Genomic DNA, 20,398 nt, shown 5'->3' with positions numbered 1-20,398 from the left:
GAGATCCCCGAGAACGACAACCTGCCGGAGCAGGAAACCCCGGCCGCCGCGCCGAGCAATCCGCAGGTGCAGCAACGCCAGCGTGCCAGCCAGTTGGCCCAGGCCCTGCGCGCCGAACTGCGCAAGGCCGTGATTGGCCAGAGCGCGGTGATCGATGACGTGCTCACCGCATTGCTCGCCGGCGGCCACGTGCTGGTCGAGGGGGTACCGGGCCTGGGCAAGACCCTCCTGGTACGCGCCCTGGCGCGCTGCTTCGGCGGCGAGTTCGCACGCATTCAGTTCACCCCGGACCTGATGCCCAGCGATGTCACCGGCCACGCCGTGTATGACATGCAGAGCGAGCAGTTCAAGCTGCGCAAGGGCCCGGTATTCACCAACCTGCTGCTGGCCGACGAGATCAACCGCGCACCGGCCAAGACCCAGGCTGCCCTGCTGGAAGTGATGCAGGAACGCCAGGTGACCCTGGAAGGTCGCGCTCTGCCGGTACAGCTGCCGTTCATGGTGCTGGCGACCATGAACCCGATCGAGCAGGAAGGCACCTACCCTCTGCCGGAAGCCGAGCTGGACCGCTTCATGCTCAAGCTGCGCATGGATTATCCGCAGCAGGACGAAGAATTGAACATGGTGCGCCAGGTGACCCGGTCGGCCAAGGCCGACATGCTCGAAGTCAGCCCGCTGCGTACCCTGCTGCAAGCCAAGGACGTGTTGGCGCTGCAGAAGATCGCCAGCGACCTGCCCCTGGATGATCAGGTGCTCGATTACGCCGTACGCCTGGCCCGCGCCACCCGCAGCTGGCCGGGCCTGGCGATGGGTGCCGGGCCGCGTGCCTCCATTGCCCTGGTGCGCGGTGCCCGTGCACGCGCACTGCTGCGTGGCGGCGACTTCGTTCTGCCGGATGACATCAAGAGCTGCGCGCTGGCCGTGCTGCGTCATCGCGTGCGCCTGGCACCTGAGCTGGATATCGAAGGCCTGTCAGTGGATCAGGTTCTGCAGCAACTGCTCGATCAGGTACCGGCACCGCGCCTATGAAACCTTCGCGCCTGCTCCTTGGGCTGCTTGGCGGCCTGTTCGCCGCTGCCGTGCTGCTCGGTGCCCTGCCACTGCTCGGCATTCGCCTGGCAGACAGCCTGATGCCGCTGGCCTGGGGGCTATTGCTGGCCTTGCTGCTGATCGCCTCCGTCGATGGGCTGTGGCTGCGCCGCCAGGGTTCGCCACGCCTGGAGCGCGTGCTGCCCGGCAACCTGCCGCTGGGACGCTGGAGCGAGGTGCAACTGATCGCCCATCACGATTTCACCCAAACACAGGAAATCGAAGTCTTCGATCATGTGCCCGAAGGCATGGCCTTCGAGTTCCTGCCACAACGCATCACCCTGCACCCCGGCCAGCAGACGCGAGTCAGCTATCGCCTCAAGCCGCTGATCCGCGGGCACTTCCATTTCGCCCGGTGCGAGCTGAAGCTGCCCAGTCCACTGCGCCTGTGGCAGGCCAAACGCCTGCTGCCGCTCGCCGACGAAAGCCGCGTCTACCCGGATTTCGCGCGTCTCTACGGCGCGCAGCTCAAAGCCGTGGACGACTGGCTGAGCCAGCTGGGCGTGCGCCAGCGCCCACGCCGCGGCCTGGGCCTGGAGTTTCACCAACTACGCGAATTTCGTGATGGCGACACGCTGCGTCAGATCGATTGGAAGGCCACCGCCCGCAAGCGCATGCCCATCGCCCGCGAGTATCAGGACGAGCGCGATCAGCAGATCGTCTTCCTACTCGACTGCGGCCGCCGCATGCGCAGCCAGGACGACGAGCTGTCGCACTTCGACCATGCCCTCAATGCCTGCCTGCTGCTCAGCTACGTGGCGCTGCGCCAGGGCGATGCCGTGGGCCTGGCGACCTTCGCCGGCAACCAGTCACGCTACCTGGCCCCGGTCAAGGGCCCCGCGCAACTGAACGTGCTGCTCAACGCCGTCTACGACCTCGACACCAGCCAGCAACCGGCCGACTTCAGCGCCGCTGCCGACTTGCTGCTGGCGCGTCAGCGCCGCCGCTCGCTGGTGGTACTGGTGACCAACCTGCGCGACGAGGATGACCAGGATCTGCTCGCCGCCGTACGCCGCCTGTCGCGCCAACACCGCGTGCTGATCGCCAGCCTGCGCGAGGAAGCGCTGGACCGCCTGCGCCAGACGCCGGTAGAGCAATTCGACCAGGCCCTCGCCTACTGCGGCACGCTCGACTACCTCAACGCCCGCGCCGAATTGCACGAACGCCTGGCTGCCCATGAGGTGCCGGTGCTCGACGCCCGCCCGGGCGAACTGGGCCCGGAGCTGGTCAGCAGTTATCTGGCCTGGAAAAAAGCCGGCGCCCTGTAAAGGCAACTGCTGGCGCGCACGATGGTCGAAGCCACTGTCGCAGAGGCCCTGGCACCGGCTTTCCCACACAGATGTTGCGTGGTTATGGCCGTGGCCGGGTGCTATGATCCCGAGTCTGCGGCGCAAAGAGTACAAACTCGACGCCGCTTCGAGTGGTGTTTGCAAAGCCGCTAGCGCAGCAGTTGTGAACGCCCTCCACGGGCCGCCCGTGATCGGCCTGGCGCATACCGCACACGACCTGAGTAGGAGATAGACCATGGCTTTTGAATTGCCGCCGCTGCCTTACGAAAAGAATGCTCTCGAGCCGCACATTTCCGCCGAGACCCTCGAATTCCACCACGACAAGCACCACAACACCTACGTCGTGAACCTGAACAACCTGGTGCCGGGCACCGAGTTCGAAGGCAAGAGCCTGGAAGAGATCGTCAAGACTTCCTCGGGCGGCATCTTCAACAACGCCGCTCAGGTGTGGAACCACACCTTCTACTGGAATTGCCTGTCGCCGAACGGCGGTGGCCAGCCCACTGGCGCCCTGGCTGACGCCATCAACGCTGCCTTCGGTTCCTTCGACAAGTTCAAGGAAGAGTTCAGCAAGGTCTCCATCGGCACCTTCGGTTCCGGCTGGGGCTGGCTGGTGAAGAAAGCTGACGGTTCCCTGGCCCTGGCCAGCACCATCGGCGCCGGCTGCCCGCTGACCAGCGGCGACACCCCGCTGCTGACCTGCGACGTCTGGGAACACGCCTACTACATCGACTACCGCAACCTGCGTCCGAAGTACGTCGAGGCGTTCTGGAACCTGGTCAACTGGGACTTCGTCGCCCAGAACTACGCGGCCTGAGTCCAAGCCCCGTAACGCAAAAACCCGGCCCATATGGCCGGGTTTTTCGTGTCTGGTACCTGGGTCGGCGTCTCGGGCAAGCGATGCGCCGGGCTCCGCCAGATCTGTGCGTTCGACACACCAGTGATGTAGATTCAGCCATGAACCAGTGCCGGTCCATGCCGGGCCGCAGCAGGCGCAAAAGCAGCCACCGCGCTCCATCAATCCGACAAAGGGTGCTCAAGTCTCGCGCAATCGCACCGACATAGGGCAACGCATCGACCTGGAAGCGCCGACTCTCATCATGAACATTCCTTATAGAATAAAAAGTGCCACCAGACATGATGGCCCTTTGACGGCTAGGGCTAGATTGCCAATACTCTCGTCTGAATGACGCTGCACGCATCGACACAAGGAATTGCCTTTGAAGCTGGAATTAAAGAACAGCTTGTCACTCAAGTTGCTCCGCGTGGTGCTGCTTTCCGCGCTGGTGGTCGGAGTGGTATTGAGCTGCGCGCAAATCGTCTTCGATGCCTACAAGACACGCCAGGCGGTCGCGAACGATGCTCACCGCATTCTCGGCATGTTTCGCGATCCATCGACCCAGGCCGTGTACAGCCTGGACCGTGAAATGGGCATGCAGGTGATCGAGGGCCTGTTCCAGCACGAGTCGGTGCGCTACGCCTCCATTGGTCACCCCAACGAGCCGATGCTCGCCGAGCGCTCGCGCGAGCTGGCACAAATGCCCACGCGCTGGCTGACCGACCCGATCCTCGGTCAGGAACAGCAGTTCGCTACCAAGCTGGTCGGCCGCGGTCCTTACAGCGAATACTACGGCGACCTCAACATCACCCTCGACACGGCGCCCTACGGCGAGAGTTTCGTCACCAACTCGGTGATCATCTTCATCTCCGGCGTGCTGCGCGCCATGGCCATGGGCCTGGTGCTCTATCTGGTCTACCACTGGCTGCTGACCAAGCCGCTGTCGAAGATCATCGAACACCTCACCAGCATCAATCCCGACCGACCCAGCGAACACAAGCTGCCGATGCTCAAGGGCAACGAGAAGAACGAGCTGGGCCTGTGGATCAACACCGCCAACCAGTTGCTGGCCTCGATCGAACGCAACACCCACCTGCGTCGCGAAGCCGAGAATAGCCTGCTGCGCATGGCCCAGTACGATTTCCTCACCGGGCTGCCCAACCGCCAGCAACTGCAGCAGCAGCTCGACCAGATTCTCGAAGACGCCGGCCGCCTGCAGCGCCGCGTCGCCGTCCTGTGCGTCGGCCTCGACGACTTCAAGGGCATCAACGAACAGTTCAGCTACCAGAGCGGCGATCAGTTGCTGCTCGCCCTCTCCGATCGCCTGCGCAGCCACAGCGGGCGTCTCGGCGCGCTGGCCCGCCTGGGCGGCGACCAGTTCGCCCTGGTTCAGGCCGACATCGAGCAGCCTTACGAAGCCGCCGAACTGGCGCAGAGCGTGCTCGACGATCTGGAACTGCCCTTTTTGCTCGATCAGCACGAAGTGCGCCTGCGCGCCACCATCGGCATCACCCTGTTCCCGGAAGACGGCGACAGCACCGAGAAGCTACTGCAAAAAGCCGAACAGACCATGACCCTGGCCAAGAGCCGCTCGCGCAACCGCTACCAGTTCTACATCGCCAGCGTCGACAGCGAGATGCGCCGCCGCCGCGAGCTGGAGAAGGATCTGCGCGATGCCCTGGCGCAGAACCAGCTGCACCTGGTCTACCAGCCGCAGGTGGATTATCGCGACCACCGCGTGGTTGGCGTCGAAGCGCTGCTGCGCTGGCAGCATCCGCAGCATGGCTTCGTCGCGCCGGACCTGTTCATCCCTCTGGCCGAGCAGAACGGCACCATCATCCCTATCGGCGAGTGGATTCTCGATCAGACCTGCCGCCAGCTGCGCGAATGGCACGACCAAGGCTTCAGCGACCTGCGCATGGCCATCAACCTGTCCACCGTGCAGCTGCACCATGCCGAGCTGCCGCGCGTGGTCAACAACCTGATGCAGGTCTACCGCCTGCCGCCCAGGAGCCTCGAACTGGAAGTCACCGAGACCGGCCTGATGGAAGACATCAGCACTGCCGCCCAGCACCTGCTCAGCCTGCGTCGCTCCGGTGCACTGATCGCCATCGATGACTTCGGTACCGGCTATTCCTCGCTGAGCTACCTGAAGAGTTTGCCGCTGGACAAGATCAAGATCGACAAGAGCTTCGTGCAGGACCTGCTCGAAGACGAGGACGACGCAACCATCGTTCGCGCCATCATCCAGCTGGGCAAGAGCCTGGGCATGCAGGTCATCGCCGAGGGCGTGGAAACCGCCGAACAGGAGGCCTACATCATCGCCCAGGGCTGCCACGAGGGTCAGGGCTATCTGTACAGCAAGCCGCTACCGGCGCGCGAGCTGACCCTGTTCCTCAAGCAGGCAAGACGCCTGAGCTCGGCCGCCAACCCGGCCACGCTCTGAGGCGTACTACACTGACCGCCTTCGAGCGCTTCTTGTGTGAACGGAATTACGCCATATCGGCGGGCTTGTTCGTTCAAGGGGCTGGGGGCGTTTCCGGCAACAGCGCCTGCCCGACGGTGGGAGCGGACTTGTCCGCGAAGCCTTTCTACAGAGCCAGTCCAATTCGCGGACAAGTCGCTCCCAAGAACACCCTATCTGCCTGCAGCGTTCCAGAAACCCGGCGGCGCGTGTTCGCAAGTTCCCCTGACCCCTCACCACTAAACGGAAGACGATGGACGAGCATTGAGCGCTCAGGTTGCGTCTTTCTAGAAGTGCTGCACACCCAATAACCAGGCCGTGGCCAAGGCGCCTGCCAGGCACAACACGGCACCACCGGCAGCCTGCCAATAGAAATTGCGCGCCAGTTCGTCCTCCCCGCTGTTGGAGAGGATGAACGGCTGACGTTCACCGGGCTTGGCCATCTGGTGCCGCGCCGGCTCGGAGGCTTTCTGCCGGTGGCGATCCTCGGCCTCCAGCTGCGCAGCCAGGCGTACGCGATTCCATTCCTGCTCATCGAGCTCACCGTTGCCGTCGCTGTCGAAGCGCCGCAGCAGGCCTGCGTAGTCGCCCTTCCATTCGCGGATCACTTCACCCTGAGCGGCATGCCTGTCGAATCCCTGCTGCGCAGCGCCGAGGGTGCGAAAATCGCCAATGGCATACAGCGGCTGGCCAACGTGAAAGCGCTCCTCGCTGTAGCGATAACGCTGGCCACTGGTAAGAAAGCCGAACAGCCCGGTCTTGGCCGGGCCCAGCGGGTGGCGCAGATTGCCCTCCCACACCTCGCGCACCGCCGCTTTGATCTCGGCACCGCGCGGGTCGATCAGGCATTCGCCGGTGCCGTCGACCAGGCGCAGCCAGGCGTCACTGGCACCACTCTCGATCACCCGCCAGCTGCGCTTCTTGCCGCTGGAGCGGTATTCCTCGATACGAAAGCGCCACCACAGGCACGGTTTGCCGGTCAGCGGCCCGCGAACCGGCATGTCCGGCAGCGCTTCGAGCACACCATAGAGTTCGACATAACCCTGCGCCGCCGAGCGGATCTTCGAGGTGGGCGTATCGAGCAGATGACGCGCCTGCGACCAACGCCGCAAGAACCACCAGGCGCCGCCGAGGCAGGCGCCAAGGGTAAAGGCCAGTGTCGTGAAGAAGCCAATAGGGTCGGCTTGCAACATCGGCAGGCGCTCAGTTGAATAACGATTTCAGATCTACGTCTGCCTTCTCCGCCTCGCTGAACACCAGCAAGTCGGCAGCCTGGAAGTTGAACATGCGCGCAACGATCACATCGGGGAACTGCTCGATGCGCACGTTGTTGAGGTTGACCGCCTCGTTGTACAGCTCGCGGCGATCGGCGATGCCGTTCTCCAGGCCGCTGATGCGCTGCTGCAGGTGCTGGAAGCTGTCGTTGGCTTTGAGCTCCGGGTAGTTCTCGGCCAGGGCGAACAGCTGGCCGAGGCCGGCACGCAGGCCACTCTCGGCCTTGCCCAGGGCGCTGACGTCCTGCTGCTCGCGGGCGCTGGCTACGGCGCTACGCGCGGCGATCACGCGCTCCAGGGTCGAGCCTTCGTATTGCATGTACTGCTTGCAGGTCTCCACCAGCTTAGGCAGTTCGTCGTGGCGCTGCTTGAGCAGCACGTCGATGTTCGACCAGGCCTTGCTCACGCCATGCTTGAGGCGCACCAGGCCGTTATACAGGGACACCGCGTAGGCGCCGAGCAGGACGAGGACGACGATAACGATCACGGCGGTCAGGCTCATGCAGTTTTCTCCATGCAGAACTGCGAATCAGGTGTCGGCATTCTAGCGACAGGAACGACATGTGGCAGCGATATCCCGCACAAGGGCAAATAATGGCCTTTACACATAATGCGAAACATTTGCATTATGTCGCGGCTTTTTCAGGTACGCCTGCGTACCGTCCACATTCGTACATGCAAAGGACCCCGCCATGATTCGTATGCCCCTGGCTTCGGCCAGCCTGCTGGCCATCGCCATTTCCCTCGCTGGCTGCGGCGAAGACAAAGCTCCCGCCACCCAGGCTGCAGCGCCTGCCGCCGCCACCGAGAGCGCGGCTCCGGCCACTGCCGCGAAGGTCGACGAAGCAGCGGCAAAGGCCGTGGTCAATCACTACGCCGATCTGGCCCTGGCCGTGTTCAGCGACGCCGCCAGCACTGGCAAAGACCTGCAGGCTGCAGTCGATGCGCTGCTCGCCGCCCCCAGCGAGGCGACCCTGAAAGCCGCCCGCGAAGCCTGGCTGGCTGCGCGCGTGCCGTACATGCAGACCGAAGTGTTCCGTTTCGGCAACCCGGTGGTCGACGAGTGGGAAGGTCAGCTCAATGCCTGGCCGCTGGATGAAGGCCTGATCGACTACGTCGCCGAAGATTACCAGCACGCACTGGGCAACCCGGGCGCGCAGGCCAACATCATCGCCAACACCGAGATCCAGGTCGGCGAAGACAAGATCGACGTCAGCGAGATCAACGGCGAGCTGCTGGCCAGCCTGAACGAACTGGGCGGCTCCGAAGCCAACGTCGCCACCGGCTACCACGCGATCGAGTTTCTGCTCTGGGGCCAGGACCTGAACGGTACCGAGCCAGGTGCTGGCGAACGCCCCTACACCGACTACCTGGTCGGCGAAGGCGCCACCGGTGGCCACAACGAGCGTCGCCGCACCTACCTGAAAGCCGCCACCGACCTGCTGGTCAGCGATCTGGAGGAAATGGTCGAGCAGTGGAAGGACGGCGTGGAAGGCAACTACCGCAGCGAACTGGTCGCCGATTCGGGCGAGAACGGCCTGCGCAAGATGCTGTTCGGCATGGGCAGCCTGTCGCTCGGCGAGCTGGCTGGCGAGCGCATGAAGGTGGCGCTGGAGGCCAACTCCACCGAAGACGAGCATGACTGCTTCAGCGACAACACCCACAACTCGCACTTCTACAACGGCAAAGGCATTCGCAACGTTTACCTGGGCGAATACAAGAAAGCCGACGGCACTACCCTGACCGGTCCGAGCCTGTCCGAGCTGGTCGCCAAGGCCGACTCCCAGGCCGATGCCACGCTCAAGGCCGACCTGCAGGAAACCGAAGCCAAGCTGCAGGCACTGGTCGACAGCGCCGAGAAGAACAACGTGCACTTCGATCAGCTGATCGCGGCCGATAACGCCGAAGGCCAGCAACTGGTGCGTGACGCCATCGCCGCCCTGGTCAAGCAGACTGGCGCCATCGAGCAGGCCGCGGGCAAGCTGGGCATCGGCGACCTGAACCCGGACACCGCCGATCACGAATTCTGATCGACGCAGCGGGCTGAAAAAGCCGGCGCCTCCGTAAGGAGCGCCGGCTTTTTTACGTCTGGTTTTCGCTGCTGTCAGTTGCGCGCCACGGCGCTGCGATACTCGCCAGGGCTGACGCCGTAGGCCTGCTTGAACTGTCGCGACAGGTGGCTCTGGTCGGCAAAGCCCAGCTGCATGGCCACGGCGACCGCCGTGCAGCCGGTCCTGAGCAACGCACGCGCCTGTTCCAGACGACGTTGCTTGAGCCAGGCATGCGGCGGCAGCCCGGTCGCACGGCGAAACACCCGGGCGAAATGAAAGGGTGAGAGATTGACCGCAGCCGCCAGCTCTTCCAGGGAAGGTGGCTCGATCAGGCGGTCGGCGAGCATCTGCTTGGCACAGGCCACGGCCCAGGGCTCGCGCCCGGGCGCAGGCGGTTCGGCCAGCCGTGCATGACGCTGGAACAGCAGCAGAATCGCCTCACGCCAGGCTAGTTGCTGCTGCAGTGCTTCAGCGCCGTCCTCGAGCAGGCGATGCAGTTGCAGGAAGGCGCTGTGCAACTGCGGATCATGCAGCACGCTGAAGGAAAACGACGGCATGCCCGCCCTGGCCAGGCCCAGCTCCTGCAGCGCACCCAGCACCTGATCATTACCCGGATAGAAGCCGCGATAGCGCCAGCCGTCGTCATGCGCCTTGGAGCCGGTGTGCACTTCGTCCGGGTTGATCAGCACCATGCTGCCCTGCGGTGCCAGGTGGTCGCTGCCACGGTGATGAAAGCGCTGGGCACCGTGCTCGATCACGGTGAAAACGAAGCCCTCATGCACATGAGGCGCGAAGCGTTGTTCCAGGTAGCGCGCCTGCAACAGCTCGACTCCGCTCAATGCGGGAGCTTGCCAGAAGCGGGTCTGCTCGCGAATTTGCATGCAGCTCAGGCGCCGAAGCCCGCCTCCATCGCCTCTCGCAGCGCCGGCCATTCCTGATCGGTGATGCTGTACAGCACGGTATCGTCGAGACGGCCATCGGCCAGCCGACGATGGTTGCGCAGCAGACCTTCACGGACGGCGCCCAGTTTCTCGATGGCGCGTTGCGAACGCTGGTTGCTGGCGGCGGTTTTCAGCTGTACGCGGACCATGCCCCAGTTGTCGAAGGCATGCCTGAGCATAAGGTACTTGATGGTGGTGTTCAGGCCGCTGCCATGCTGATTGCGATCGAGCCAGGTCCAGCCGATTTCGCAGGCCGGCAGGGCGTTCATGAAATCGGCGAAGCGGGTGGTGCCCACCAGCTCGTCACCCAGGCGAATAACGAAAGGTAGCGCGCGCTGCTCGCGCAGATCGGCCAGGGCGCTGCGGTACCAGTCCAGGCGCTGGGTACCGCTCATGTACAGCAGCTCCTCGCGATTGGCCTCAGCCAGTGCTACCAGGGCGGGGATGTCCGCATCGGAGAGCGGTTCCAGGCGCAAAGCGCCACGTTGCAACGTCACCAGTTGCGGCTTGAACATAGGGGCTTCCTCGGGTCCGTCCTTGGGCAGAATCGCAAACCGACCACGCTATCAGCCCCTGCGCTGCTGCACAATCGAGTCCCGTCGCAAAGCACAGCTGCCTGGCTGCGACCTTGGTCGCAGCCGACAGCGTCCGGCTTTGTGCAACACTGATCAACATCGTTTCGTCCTGTTTCGTTCCACTGCGTGTTTCGGAGTCTGCATGTCGCTGTCCCCCGGGCTGATCGCCGCGGTCGCCCTGATCTACATGGCCATCCTTTTCGCCATCGCCTTCTATGGCGACCGCCGCAGTGCGCCCATGCCGCCGAAAGTCCGCGCGTGGGTATATTCGCTGTCGCTGGCGGTGTATTGCACCAGTTGGACCTTCTTCGGTGCCGTCGGCCAGGCTGCCGAACAACTGTGGTCGTTCCTGCCGATCTACCTCGGCCCGATCATCCTGCTGCTGACCATGCCCTGGGTGCTGCAGAAGATGGTGATGATCAGCAAACAGGAGAACATCACCTCGATCGCCGACTTCATCGCCGCGCGCTACGGCAAGTCGCAGTCGCTGGCCATCGTCGTCGCACTGATCTGCCTGGTCGGCGTGCTGCCCTACATCGCCCTGCAGCTCAAGGGCATCGTACTCGGAGTCAACCTGTTGATTGGCGAACACGCCCAGGACACCGGCACCAGCGCCCAGGACACCGCTCTGATCGTGTCGCTGGCACTGGCGCTGTTCACCATCCTGTTCGGCACGCGCAACCTCGATGTCACCGAGCACCACCGCGGCATGGTGCTGGCCATCGCCTTCGAATCGCTGGTCAAGCTGCTGGCCTTCCTTGCCGTCGGCGCCTTCGTCACCTTCGGCCTGTACAACGGTTTCAACGACCTGCTGCAGCAGGCACACAATACTGCCGAGCTGGACGACTTCTGGAACGAGGCGGTGAACTGGCCGGCGATGCTGGTGCAGACCGGCATGGCCATGATCGCCATCGTCTGCCTGCCACGGCAGTTCCACGTCACCGTGGTGGAGAATATCGAGCCCAAGGACCTGCGCCTGGCACGTTGGGTGTTTCCCGCCTACCTGGTGCTGGCCGTGCTGTTCGTCGTGCCCATCGCCCTGGCCGGGCAGATGCTGCTGCCGGCCGGCATCACGCCGGACTCCTTCGTCATCAGCCTGCCGCTGGCCGAGGCCCATCCGGGGCTGGCGGTACTGGCCTTCATCGGCGGCGCCTCGGCGGCCACTGGCATGGTGATCGTCGCCTCGGTGGCGCTATCGACCATGATTTCCAACGACATGCTGCTGCCCTGGCTGCTGCGCCGGCAGAGCACCGAGCGGCCGTTCGAGGCGTTTCGCCATTGGATGCTCACCGCCCGCCGGGTCAGCATCGTGCTGATTCTGCTGCTGGCCTACGTCTGCTATCGCCTGCTTGGCGAGGGCACCAGCCTGGCGACCATCGGCCAGGTGTCGTTCGCCGCCATCGGCCAGCTGGCGCCGGCCATGTTCGGCGCCCTGGTGTGGAAGCAGGCCAATCGCCGCGGCGTGTTCGCCGGCCTGATCGTCGGCGCCATGCTCTGGTTCTACACCCTGGTGCTGCCGCTGGCGGCACGCGGCATGGGCTGGTCGCTGGACAGCTTCCCCGGCCTCACCGCCCTGCTCTACGCCCCCATCGGCCTGCAGGTCGACCCGCTGACGCGCGGCGTGGTGCTGTCGCTGGCCGGCAACATGCTGTTGTTCGCCTGGGTGTCCTGGTTCTCCCGAACCCGCGTTTCCGAGCACTGGCAGGCCGGGCGCTTCATCGGCCACGATCTGGGCACCAAGCCCAGCGGCCGCAGCCTGCTGGCGGTGCAGGTCGGTGACCTGCTGATGCTCTCCAGCCGCTTCGTTGGCGAGGAGCGTGCGCGCCAGAGTTTCACCCGCTTCGCCCTGCGCCAAGGCAAGAACAAGGCCTTCGATCCCAACCAGCCGGCCAACAGCGAATGGATCGCCCACACCGAGCGCCTGCTCGCCGGCGTGCTAGGCGCCTCGAGCACCCGTGCGGTGGTCAAGGCCGCCATCGAAGGCCGCGAGATGCAGGTCGAGGATGTGGTGCGCATCGTCGACGAGGCCAGCGAGGTGCTGCAGTTCAACCGTGCCCTGCTGCAGGGCGCGATCGAGAACATTACCCAGGGCATCAGCGTGGTCGACCAGAACCTGCGCCTGGTGGCCTGGAACCATCGCTACCTGGAATTGTTCGAGTATCCCGAAGGCCTGATTTACGTGGGGCGGCCGATTGCCGAGATCATCCGCTTCAACGCCGAGCGTGGCATGCTCGGTGGCGGCAACGTCGAAGAGAACGTCGCCAAGCGCCTGTACTGGATGCGCCAGGGCACTGCGCACAGCTATGAACGGGTATTCCCCAACGGCCGGGTGATCGAGCTGATCGGCAATCCCATGCCGGGCGGCGGCTTCGTCATGAGCTTCACCGACATCACCGAATTCCGCGAAGCCGAGCGCGCCCTCAAGGATGCCAACGAGAGCCTGGAGCGGCGGGTGGCCGAGCGTACCTTTGAGCTGTCGAAACTGAACCAGGCGCTGACCGAGGCCAAGGCCCACGCCGAGGCCGCCAACCAGTCGAAGACGCGCTTCCTGGCGGCGGTCAGCCATGACCTGATGCAGCCCCTCAATGCTGCGCGCCTGTTCTCCGCAGCGCTGGCCCATCAGAACGATGCGTTGCCCAGCGAAGCGCAAGAGCTGGTCCGGCACCTGGACAGCTCGCTGCGCTCAGCGGAAGACCTGATCACCGACCTGCTGGATATCTCACGTCTGGAGAACGGGCGGATCACGCCGGATCGCCACCCCTTCGCCCTCTCCAACCTGTTCGACACCCTAGCCGCCGAGTTCGGTGTGCTGGCTGCGGAACAGGGCATCGACCTGCGCGTGCATGGCAGTCGGCACTGGATCGACAGCGACATCAAGCTGCTGCGCCGGGTGTTGCAGAACTTCCTGACCAACGCGTTTCGCTACGCCAAGGGCCGCGTGGTGCTGGGCGTACGCCGCGAGGGCGAGCAATTGCGTCTGGAAGTGTGGGACCGCGGCATGGGCATCCCCGAGGACAAGCGCAAGGTGATCTTCGAGGAATTCAAACGCCTGGACAGCCACCAGACCCGCGCCGAGAAAGGCCTGGGGCTGGGTCTGGCGATTGCCGACGGCCTGTGCCGCGTGCTCGGCCATCGCCTGGAGGTGCGCTCCTGGCCAGGCAAGGGCAGCGTGTTCAGCGTCAGCGTGCCGCTGGCGAGGAAACCGGCGCCGAAGCCGCAAGGCCCGGCCGTATCCGCTGTTGACGGCCAGCCGCTGCAAGGCACCCAGGTGATCTGCATCGACAACGAGGACAGCATCCTCACCGGCATGCACAGCCTGCTGTCGCGCTGGGGCTGCCAGGTGTGGACAGCGCGCAACCGTCTGGAGTGCGAACACCTGCTCAGCGAGGACGTGCACCCGCAGTTGGCCCTGGTCGACTACCACCTGGACGAAGGCGAGACCGGCACCGAGCTGATGGCCTGGCTACGCACCCGCCTGGGCGAGCCCGTGCCCGGCGTGGTGATCAGCGCCGACGGCCGCCCGGAGCTGGTCGCCGAGGTGCATGCCGCCGGCCTCGACTACCTGCCCAAGCCGGTCAAGCCGGCTGCGCTGCGCGCCCTGCTCAGTCGTCATCTGGTGTTGCGCGGTTAGCAAGCACCCGCCGTTTTTACAAGGTCGCCGGCCCTTTGCGCTTGTAAGGCGAATGCAGCCCGCCAGCACATTAACGGCGGGTTGCACCCGCCCTACTCTTTACGACTGGCTGTGGCTTACTCGCCCAACTCGTCCAGCGCCGGCAAATCGGAAGAACGTTCGAGCAGATCGGCAGGCAAACTCTTGCTCGCGCGGGCGCCGAGCAACTTGAGGTTTTCCACACGGCCAACGAGATTGCCGCGGCCGTCGACCAGTTTGTTGCGCGCGCTGGCGTAGGCCTTGTCCAACTGCTGCAGGCGACTGCCCATCTCATCCAGATCGGCGACGAAGGCCACGAACTTGTCGTACAGCTGGCCGGCGCGCTCGGCGATCTCGCGCGCGTTCTGCCCCTGGCGCTCCTGGCGCCAGAGGCTGTCGATCACCCGCAGGGTCGCCAGCAAGGTGGTCGGGCTGACGATCACCACCTGCTGCGCGAAGGCTTCCTGGAACAGGTCCGGTTCGGCCTGCAGCGCCGTGGCGAACGCGGCTTCGATGGGCACGAAGAGCAGGACGAAATCCAGGCTGTGCAAGCCTTCGAGGCGCTGGTAGTCCTTGCCGGACAGGCCCTTGAGGTGGCTGCGCAGGGAAATCAGGTGTTGCTTGAGCGCCTGCTGGCGAATCGGCTCGTCCACCGCCGAGACGTACTGCTGGTAGGCACTGAGGCTGACCTTGGCGTCGACGATCACCTGCTTGTCGCCTGGCAGACGGATCAGCACGTCAGGCTGGAAGCGCTCACCGCCAGCGCCCTTGAGGCTGACCTGGGTCTGGTATTCGCGTCCCTTCTCCAGGCCGGCATGCTCCAGCACACGCTCCAGCACCAGCTCGCCCCAGTTGCCTTGGGTCTTCTGCCCCTTGAGAGCAAGCGTGAGGTTGGTCGCCTCGTCGCCCAGGCGCTGGTTGAGCTGCTGCAGGCGCTCCAGCTCCTTGCTCAGGGAAAAGCGTTCACGCGCCTCTTGTTGATAACTTTCGTCGACGCGCTTCTCGAACGCCTGGATACGCTCCTTGAGCGGGTCGAGCAACTGACCGAGGCGCTGCTGACTGGTCTCGGCGAAACGCTGCTCGCGCTCGTCGAAAATCTTCGTCGCCAATTCGGAGAACTGCGCGCGCAGCTCATTGCGCGCGCCCTGCAGGTCATCGAGACGCTGCTGCTGGTTATCGCGGTTTTCCTGCAGCTCAGCTGCCAGCGCCGCACATTCTGCGGTCAGACGGCGTAGCTCGGCTTCGTGGCGCTCGCGCTGCTGGTTCCAGGATTGCGCGGCCTCGCGGGCGATCTGCCGTTCCTGCTGCAGCAGTTCGTTTTCACGGCGCAGGCCGGCCAGCTCGGTCTGCTGGTCCACCTTGATCTCGCTGACCTCGGCCAGTTCTGCACGGCAGGCATCGAGTTGCGCCAGCAGACCGGCCTGGCTCAGCTGGGCATGCTCCAGCCGTTCCTGCAGCAGCGCCTGCTCGCCTTGTTCGCGCGTCAGCCGGCGTTGCAATGACCAGAGCGCCGCCAACAGCGGGACCAGCGCGACGACCGCACCGATGGCAAGAGAAAGAGGATCGATTGGCATAGACGCTCCATGTTGGACCGCCGAGCAGTATACCCAGCCGGCGATTCACACGGGGGCTAGCACGCACTCAGCGTGACAGGCGCTCCAGCTCCAGCTGGGCACCACGGTCGCCGGCACGAGCGGCCTGGCGCAGTAGTTCATAACCGATACGACGGTCGCGAGTGTTGCCGCAGTCGCGGCAGAGCAGCTGGCCCAGGCGGCTTTGCGCCTGCACGCAACCTTTGCGCGCGGGCTGCTTGAGCAGGTTGCCGGCGATGCGCTTTACGCTGGGCGTTTGTCCCAGGCGCGGGCTGTCGAGCAGCCATAGCGCAACGCGCATGGGCAGACGTGAAGAACCGGAACGAGCTGCGGAGGATGACGAAGGTAAAGCGCGAGGCATAAATAACGGAGGGGTGACTGCCGGGGCGCGCCACTCTACTCTTTTTTTCCCGAAGGTAAAGTCTCGCCGGACGAATCGATTGCCACTGCTAAAAAGAGTTCCGTCACAATCCACAGAAGCTGTGGATAAGTCCGTGAACAACTTGCTCGAAAGAGGTGCAAGGCCCGATGGTTAGGGGCTTTGAGACAAACTGTCGATTTTTTCGCCAATGGGAAAAATTCATATTTTTCATTGACTTAAAAATCAACCACGAAAAATCAAACGCTTAGCGGCGTTTCTGACAGTGATGTGACAGCCTGCTTCAGCATTGTGCACAACTCGCTGCGACATATCCGCGCAGCGCTCTGTTTCGGGGCATGCAAACGGCCAATGCAGTGTTCATGCGGGCTGCGCTAACGGCTCCCGCAGCAGAAACGGCGCACAGCGAAACGGCAGCGATCTGTTCACCCAAGACAGCAGGCGCTTGGCTTCCTCTCACCCACTCGACTGAGGGAGAAGGCTGAACGCGCCATAAAAACGCCAGCTTTCCCCTCGCCGAACACAATCAGCGCATGCTTGCGTTTGAGGTTGTGCACAGCCAGGGCGCATGGTCGTGCCAGCGCCATACACAACGCCATGGAGCGGCTTGGCACCCTCCGGAGCATGGGGTACCGTCGCGCAACAGGCCTTGGCAAGGAGAACTCATGAGCCGCCGGCGTTTCTGGCTGAGCATCTGCGTAGCGATTCTGGCGCTGTTGTCGCTACTGGCCGGCTACGCCGGCTATCGCGTTAAGCAGTTGCTGGAAGCACAGCATGTCGAGCTGGATTGGCAAGGCTTCAGCCTAACCTGGCGCGGTCTGCAACTGCATGAGGTGAGCCTGGTGCAGCGTCAGCAGGGCGAACTGCATGCCCATGCCAGGCAGTTGCAGCTGCAATGGCTGGCCAGCGAAACGCCGCGCTACCGCCTGGCTGCACAGGGTCTGCGAGTGGACTGGCTGCCGGCCGAGACAGCAGCGCAGAACCCGGCAGACAGCGACCTGGACGTTACCCTCCAGACGATACTTGACGCCCTGCCCTGGCTGCCGAGGCAGATCGAACTGCGCGATGTACAGGCGCAACTGCCGTGCGCCAAGGGCCGGTGCGCAGTCGATGGCGAGCTCGACCTGCAGCGCCTGGGCGATGCCCTGCAGCTGCGCCTGCGACTGCTACGCGAAAGCCACAGCGCACTCTTGCAGGCGCGCTTACAGGGGCTCGACGGCGCCTTGGACAGCCCACGCCAACTGCAGCTGACCCTGCACCTCGATGAACAGCAGCAACTGGAGCTGCGCAGCGACCTGGCCGCTCAGGGCGATGCACTGCAATGGAACGGCGACCTGCTACTGGCACCGCTACAGGAAATCGCCTGGGTCGCCGTCTGGCTGAGCGAATGGACATCACTAGACACGGCCAACCTGCCAGCGACGCCGCAGCAAGCCGGCATCATCGCGCAGTGGCAATTGCAGCTGCCGCAGAGCACCCGCCAGTTCGGCGAGTTGCTGGTCGCACCGGGATGGCTGCGTGTCGACGCCCAGCTGCCGCAGCCCTGGCCAATGCCCGGCGTCGGCCTGCTCAGCGGTGAACTGCAGCTAGACCTGCGCAATACCACAGGCGTCTGGCAGGCGCGCAAGCTGCACGGCGACCTGCAACTCGACGCGCAGGACGCGCCCTGGCTGACCGCCCTGCCAAGCGGTTTGCAGCCAGGCCAGCTAAATATGCAGCTGGTGCCGCTACAAGGCAGCGCTGACAACGAACTGGCCGTAGGCCTCACGCTCAGCGGGCAAGGCGCGCTGGAGGTGCAGGCGAACGCCGAACTCGGCCTGCAGCAGTCGCGCGATTGGGCGCTGGACGTGCGCCAGCTGCGGCTCGAAGCTCGCAGCAAACGCGTCGATCTGGGTGCTACTCGCGCCGATGGCCTGCGACTGAACCTGGCGCTATCCGGCAATGCCACGGCGCAGCAACTGCAACTGGCGGTCGCCGACGACTCGCGCCTGGCCATCCAGCGCCTGCGCGTCGCCGAGCTGGACCTGCAGCAGGCGCAACTGATCCTGGCCGGCCTCGGCATCATCGGCGCGCCGACTGCACCTACGCTGTCCGGCCCACTGGCGCTGCGCGTGCAGAGCCTGCAGCATCCGCAACTGCAGCCCCAGAGCTGGCAATGGCAGGGCCGGCTGCAGGCCGACAGCGTCCGCCAGGCGCTCGATGGCGCCCTGCTGGTCGACTCCGGCCTGAGCCTGGCCCTGGGCCTGAACAACAGCGCCGACGGGCTGGTGCTGAAGGCCACGCTCGATGAACTCTTTCTGCGCGCCGGTAACCCGCTGGCGCAAACCCTGGCCAGTTGGCCGCCATTGCTGACCCTGGACAACGGCCGCCTGCAGGGCGAAGCCAGTCTGCGCCTACCCGCCAACAAGCCTCTGCAGCTGAGCGCTCGCCTGAGCGGCAAGGGTCTGGCCGGCATCTACGACCGCAGCACGCTGAGCGGTGTGGACGGCGAACTGCGCCTGCAACTGGCTGGCGATCGCCTCACCCTGGAGCTGCCCAGCCTCAGCGCGAAACAGATCGATCCAGGCATCGCCCTCGGCCCGTTGCAGCTGCAGGCCAGCTATAAGGCCAGCCTGCAACGCCCTCTGGCCGGCAGCCTCAGCCATCAGCGCGCCGAGCTGGGCATTCTTGGCGGCAACCTGCGCCTGGAACCGGCGACCTGGGCATTGGACCAACCCAGCCAGCTGCTGCCCCTGAAGCTCAGCGGCCTGGACCTGCAGGAGCTGTTTCGCGTGTATCCGGCCGAGGGGCTGGAGGGCAACGGCCTGCTCGACGGTACCCTGCCGCTGCGCCTGAGCGAGACGATCAGCATCGAGCAGGGATTGATCGAAGCGCGCGCTCCAGGCGGCCGCCTGCGCTTTCAATCGCCGCGCATCCGTGCCATGGGCCAGGCCAACCCGGGTATGAAGCTGGTCACCGACGCGCTGGAAGACTTCCACTACGATCTGCTCAGCAGTAGCCTCGACTACGAGCCGTCCGGCACACTGCGCCTCGGTATGCGTCTACATGGACAGAACCCGGCCATCGAACAGGGCCGTCCGATTCACTTCAACATCAACCTTGAAGAAGACATTCCGACCCTGCTGGCGAGCCTGCAACTGACCGACAAGGTCAGCGACATCATCCAGCAACGGATTCAGCAACGGATGCGCCAGCGTGTCCCTCAAGAAACCAAGGAGTAGCGCCATGCGCACGTACCGCCTCCTCGCCGCCCTGAGTCTGGCATTGCTGTGCCAGGCCTGTACCCCGACGGTGCAGTTGGCCATGCCCAACGAGCCGATCAACATCAACCTCAACGTCAAGGTCGAGCACGAGATCTACATCAAGGTGGACAAGGCGCTGGACAACGTCTTCAACGAAGACAGCGGCCTGTTCTAAGGAGAAGCATGATGACCCGATATATTTCGACCCTGCTCCTGGCGCTGACCCTGAGCCTGCCGGCCTATGCGCTGAACCTCAACCAGGCCATGAGTGCCCTGGGCGACGCCAAGGCCAGCGGCCAGCTCGGCGAGCAGCCCAACGGCTATCTGGGTGTGGTCAAGCCCGGCGGCCAGGCCGACGAAATCGCGCGCCTGATCAATCAGGCACGCCGCGCCGAATACCAGAAAGTGGCCAAGGACAACGGCATCAGCCTGAACGACGTAGAAGCCATCGCCGGCAAGAAGGCCATCGAGCGCACGCCCAAGGGCCAGTTCATCCAGCTGAACGGCCAATGGCTGCAGAAGTAGAAAGCCTGCGGCAGAAATGAAAGAACCCGCCTAGGCGGGTTCTTTTTTGCGAGCGCGGCGATCAGGCCTCGGCTTTGCCTACGGCGTCCTTGATCAGGGTTTGCAGTTCGCCCTTCTCGTACATCTCGGTGAGGATGTCGCTACCGCCGACCAGCTCACCACCGACCCACAGCTGCGGGAAGGTCGGCCAGTTGGCGTACTTCGGCAGGTTGGCGCGGATTTCCGGGTTCTGCAGGATGTCGACATAGGCGAACTTCTCGCCGCAGCCCATCACCACCTGCGCAGCACGGGCAGAGAAGCCACACTGCGGGGCGTTGGGCGAGCCTTTCATGTACAGCAGAACGGTGTTGTTGGCGATCTGCTCTTTGATGGTTTCGATGATATCCATGGGGCACCTCAGCATAGACTTCGCGACCCGACGGTCGCCACGGTGGCGCGATTGTAGCGAAAAGCCGAGCATAATGCTCGGCCTTGCCGTCGCCACATTGCC

16 protein-coding genes are annotated in these 20,398 nt (G+C 64.3%); 9 read left to right on the top strand and 7 right to left on the bottom strand.

Annotated elements, in window-relative coordinates:
* Positions 1–21 precede the first annotated feature (21 nt).
* From B3P22_RS16415 to B3P22_RS16400, 4 genes are all read left to right on the top strand, one after another.
* Complete coding sequence (locus tag B3P22_RS16415; protein WP_419096442.1) at positions 22–1,029, top strand: AAA family ATPase; 1,008 nt, start codon at positions 22–24, stop codon at positions 1,027–1,029.
* Positions 1,026–2,357, top strand: coding sequence for a DUF58 domain-containing protein (locus tag B3P22_RS16410; RefSeq protein ID WP_275545889.1), 1,332 nt, complete (start codon positions 1,026–1,028; stop codon positions 2,355–2,357). Before B3P22_RS16415 ends, B3P22_RS16410 begins: the two co-directional genes overlap by 4 nt.
* 256 nt (positions 2,358–2,613) lie before the next feature.
* On the top strand, positions 2,614–3,195 hold the full coding sequence (locus B3P22_RS16405) for a superoxide dismutase (protein ID WP_003462535.1): 582 nt from the start codon (positions 2,614–2,616) through the stop codon (positions 3,193–3,195).
* 403 nt (positions 3,196–3,598) lie between these two features.
* Complete coding sequence (locus B3P22_RS16400) at positions 3,599–5,662, top strand: putative bifunctional diguanylate cyclase/phosphodiesterase (protein WP_197856248.1); 2,064 nt, start codon at positions 3,599–3,601, stop codon at positions 5,660–5,662.
* Between the two features lie 305 nt (positions 5,663–5,967).
* Here B3P22_RS16400 and B3P22_RS16395 read toward each other — a convergent pair whose 3' ends face one another.
* Entirely contained in the window at positions 5,968–6,873 is a 906-nt protein-coding gene (locus tag B3P22_RS16395) for a GIDE domain-containing protein (RefSeq protein WP_275545890.1), read from the bottom strand.
* 10 nt (positions 6,874–6,883) lie between these two features.
* Positions 6,884–7,456 carry a LemA family protein gene (locus tag B3P22_RS16390; protein WP_197856250.1) on the bottom strand — a complete coding sequence of 191 codons (573 nt, stop codon included), beginning with the start codon at positions 7,454–7,456 and terminating at the stop codon, positions 6,884–6,886.
* Between the two features lie 190 nt (positions 7,457–7,646).
* On the opposite strand from B3P22_RS16390, the gene B3P22_RS16385 reads away from it, so the two are divergent.
* The gene (locus B3P22_RS16385; protein WP_275545891.1) at positions 7,647–8,984 is read left to right on the top strand and encodes an imelysin family protein; all 1,338 of its coding nucleotides are present in this window, start codon (positions 7,647–7,649) and stop codon (positions 8,982–8,984) included.
* 74 nt (positions 8,985–9,058) lie between these two features.
* Here B3P22_RS16385 and B3P22_RS16380 read toward each other — a convergent pair whose 3' ends face one another.
* Positions 9,059–9,886, bottom strand: coding sequence for an AraC family transcriptional regulator (locus B3P22_RS16380; RefSeq protein WP_275545892.1), 828 nt, complete (start codon positions 9,884–9,886; stop codon positions 9,059–9,061).
* Positions 9,887–9,891: 5 nt separating this feature from the next.
* On the bottom strand, positions 9,892–10,461 hold the full coding sequence (locus tag B3P22_RS16375; RefSeq protein ID WP_275545893.1) for a GNAT family N-acetyltransferase: 570 nt from the start codon (positions 10,459–10,461) through the stop codon (positions 9,892–9,894).
* Between the two features lie 202 nt (positions 10,462–10,663).
* Here B3P22_RS16375 and B3P22_RS16370 point away from each other — a divergent pair, with 202 nt between their 5' ends.
* Positions 10,664–14,152: a PAS domain-containing hybrid sensor histidine kinase/response regulator gene (locus tag B3P22_RS16370; RefSeq protein WP_296271698.1), complete on the top strand. Its 3,489-nt coding sequence runs from the start codon at positions 10,664–10,666 to the stop codon at positions 14,150–14,152.
* A gap of 116 nt (positions 14,153–14,268) precedes the next feature.
* On the opposite strand, the gene rmuC is transcribed toward B3P22_RS16370, so the two are convergent.
* Both rmuC and B3P22_RS16360 read right to left on the bottom strand, forming a co-directional pair.
* Positions 14,269–15,630: a DNA recombination protein RmuC gene (gene rmuC / locus B3P22_RS16365; protein WP_275546051.1), complete on the bottom strand. Its 1,362-nt coding sequence runs from the start codon at positions 15,628–15,630 to the stop codon at positions 14,269–14,271.
* A 181-nt stretch (positions 15,631–15,811) separates the two neighbouring features.
* Positions 15,812–16,063 carry a sel1 repeat family protein gene (locus B3P22_RS16360; protein ID WP_013716752.1) on the bottom strand — a complete coding sequence of 84 codons (252 nt, stop codon included), beginning with the start codon at positions 16,061–16,063 and terminating at the stop codon, positions 15,812–15,814.
* 743 nt (positions 16,064–16,806) lie between these two features.
* On the opposite strand from B3P22_RS16360, the gene B3P22_RS16355 reads away from it, so the two are divergent.
* The 3 genes from B3P22_RS16355 to B3P22_RS16345 are packed head-to-tail and all read left to right on the top strand — an operon-like array spanning position 16,807 to position 19,908.
* Positions 16,807–19,362: a YdbH domain-containing protein gene (locus B3P22_RS16355; RefSeq protein ID WP_275545895.1), complete on the top strand. Its 2,556-nt coding sequence runs from the start codon at positions 16,807–16,809 to the stop codon at positions 19,360–19,362.
* 4 nt (positions 19,363–19,366) lie between these two features.
* Positions 19,367–19,558, top strand: coding sequence for a YnbE family lipoprotein (locus B3P22_RS16350; RefSeq protein WP_024309303.1), 192 nt, complete (start codon positions 19,367–19,369; stop codon positions 19,556–19,558).
* A gap of 11 nt (positions 19,559–19,569) precedes the next feature.
* Entirely contained in the window at positions 19,570–19,908 is a 339-nt protein-coding gene (locus tag B3P22_RS16345; protein WP_197856256.1) for a YdbL family protein, read from the top strand.
* Between the two features lie 61 nt (positions 19,909–19,969).
* Here the strand turns inward: B3P22_RS16345 and grxD are convergent, their stop codons facing one another.
* Positions 19,970–20,296 (bottom strand): Grx4 family monothiol glutaredoxin, encoded by a 327-nt coding sequence (gene grxD / locus B3P22_RS16340; protein ID WP_179574230.1) that lies wholly within the window; start codon positions 20,294–20,296, stop codon positions 19,970–19,972.
* Positions 20,297–20,398: the final 102 nt, after the last annotated feature.

Origin of the sequence: Pseudomonas sp. UBA6323 (assembly GCF_002439135.1) — a bacterium.
Classification (GTDB): Bacteria; Pseudomonadota; Gammaproteobacteria; order Pseudomonadales; family Pseudomonadaceae; genus Aquipseudomonas.
The sequence above is the reverse complement of the archived record's forward strand: the minus strand, read 5'-3'. Positions and strand labels throughout refer to the sequence as shown.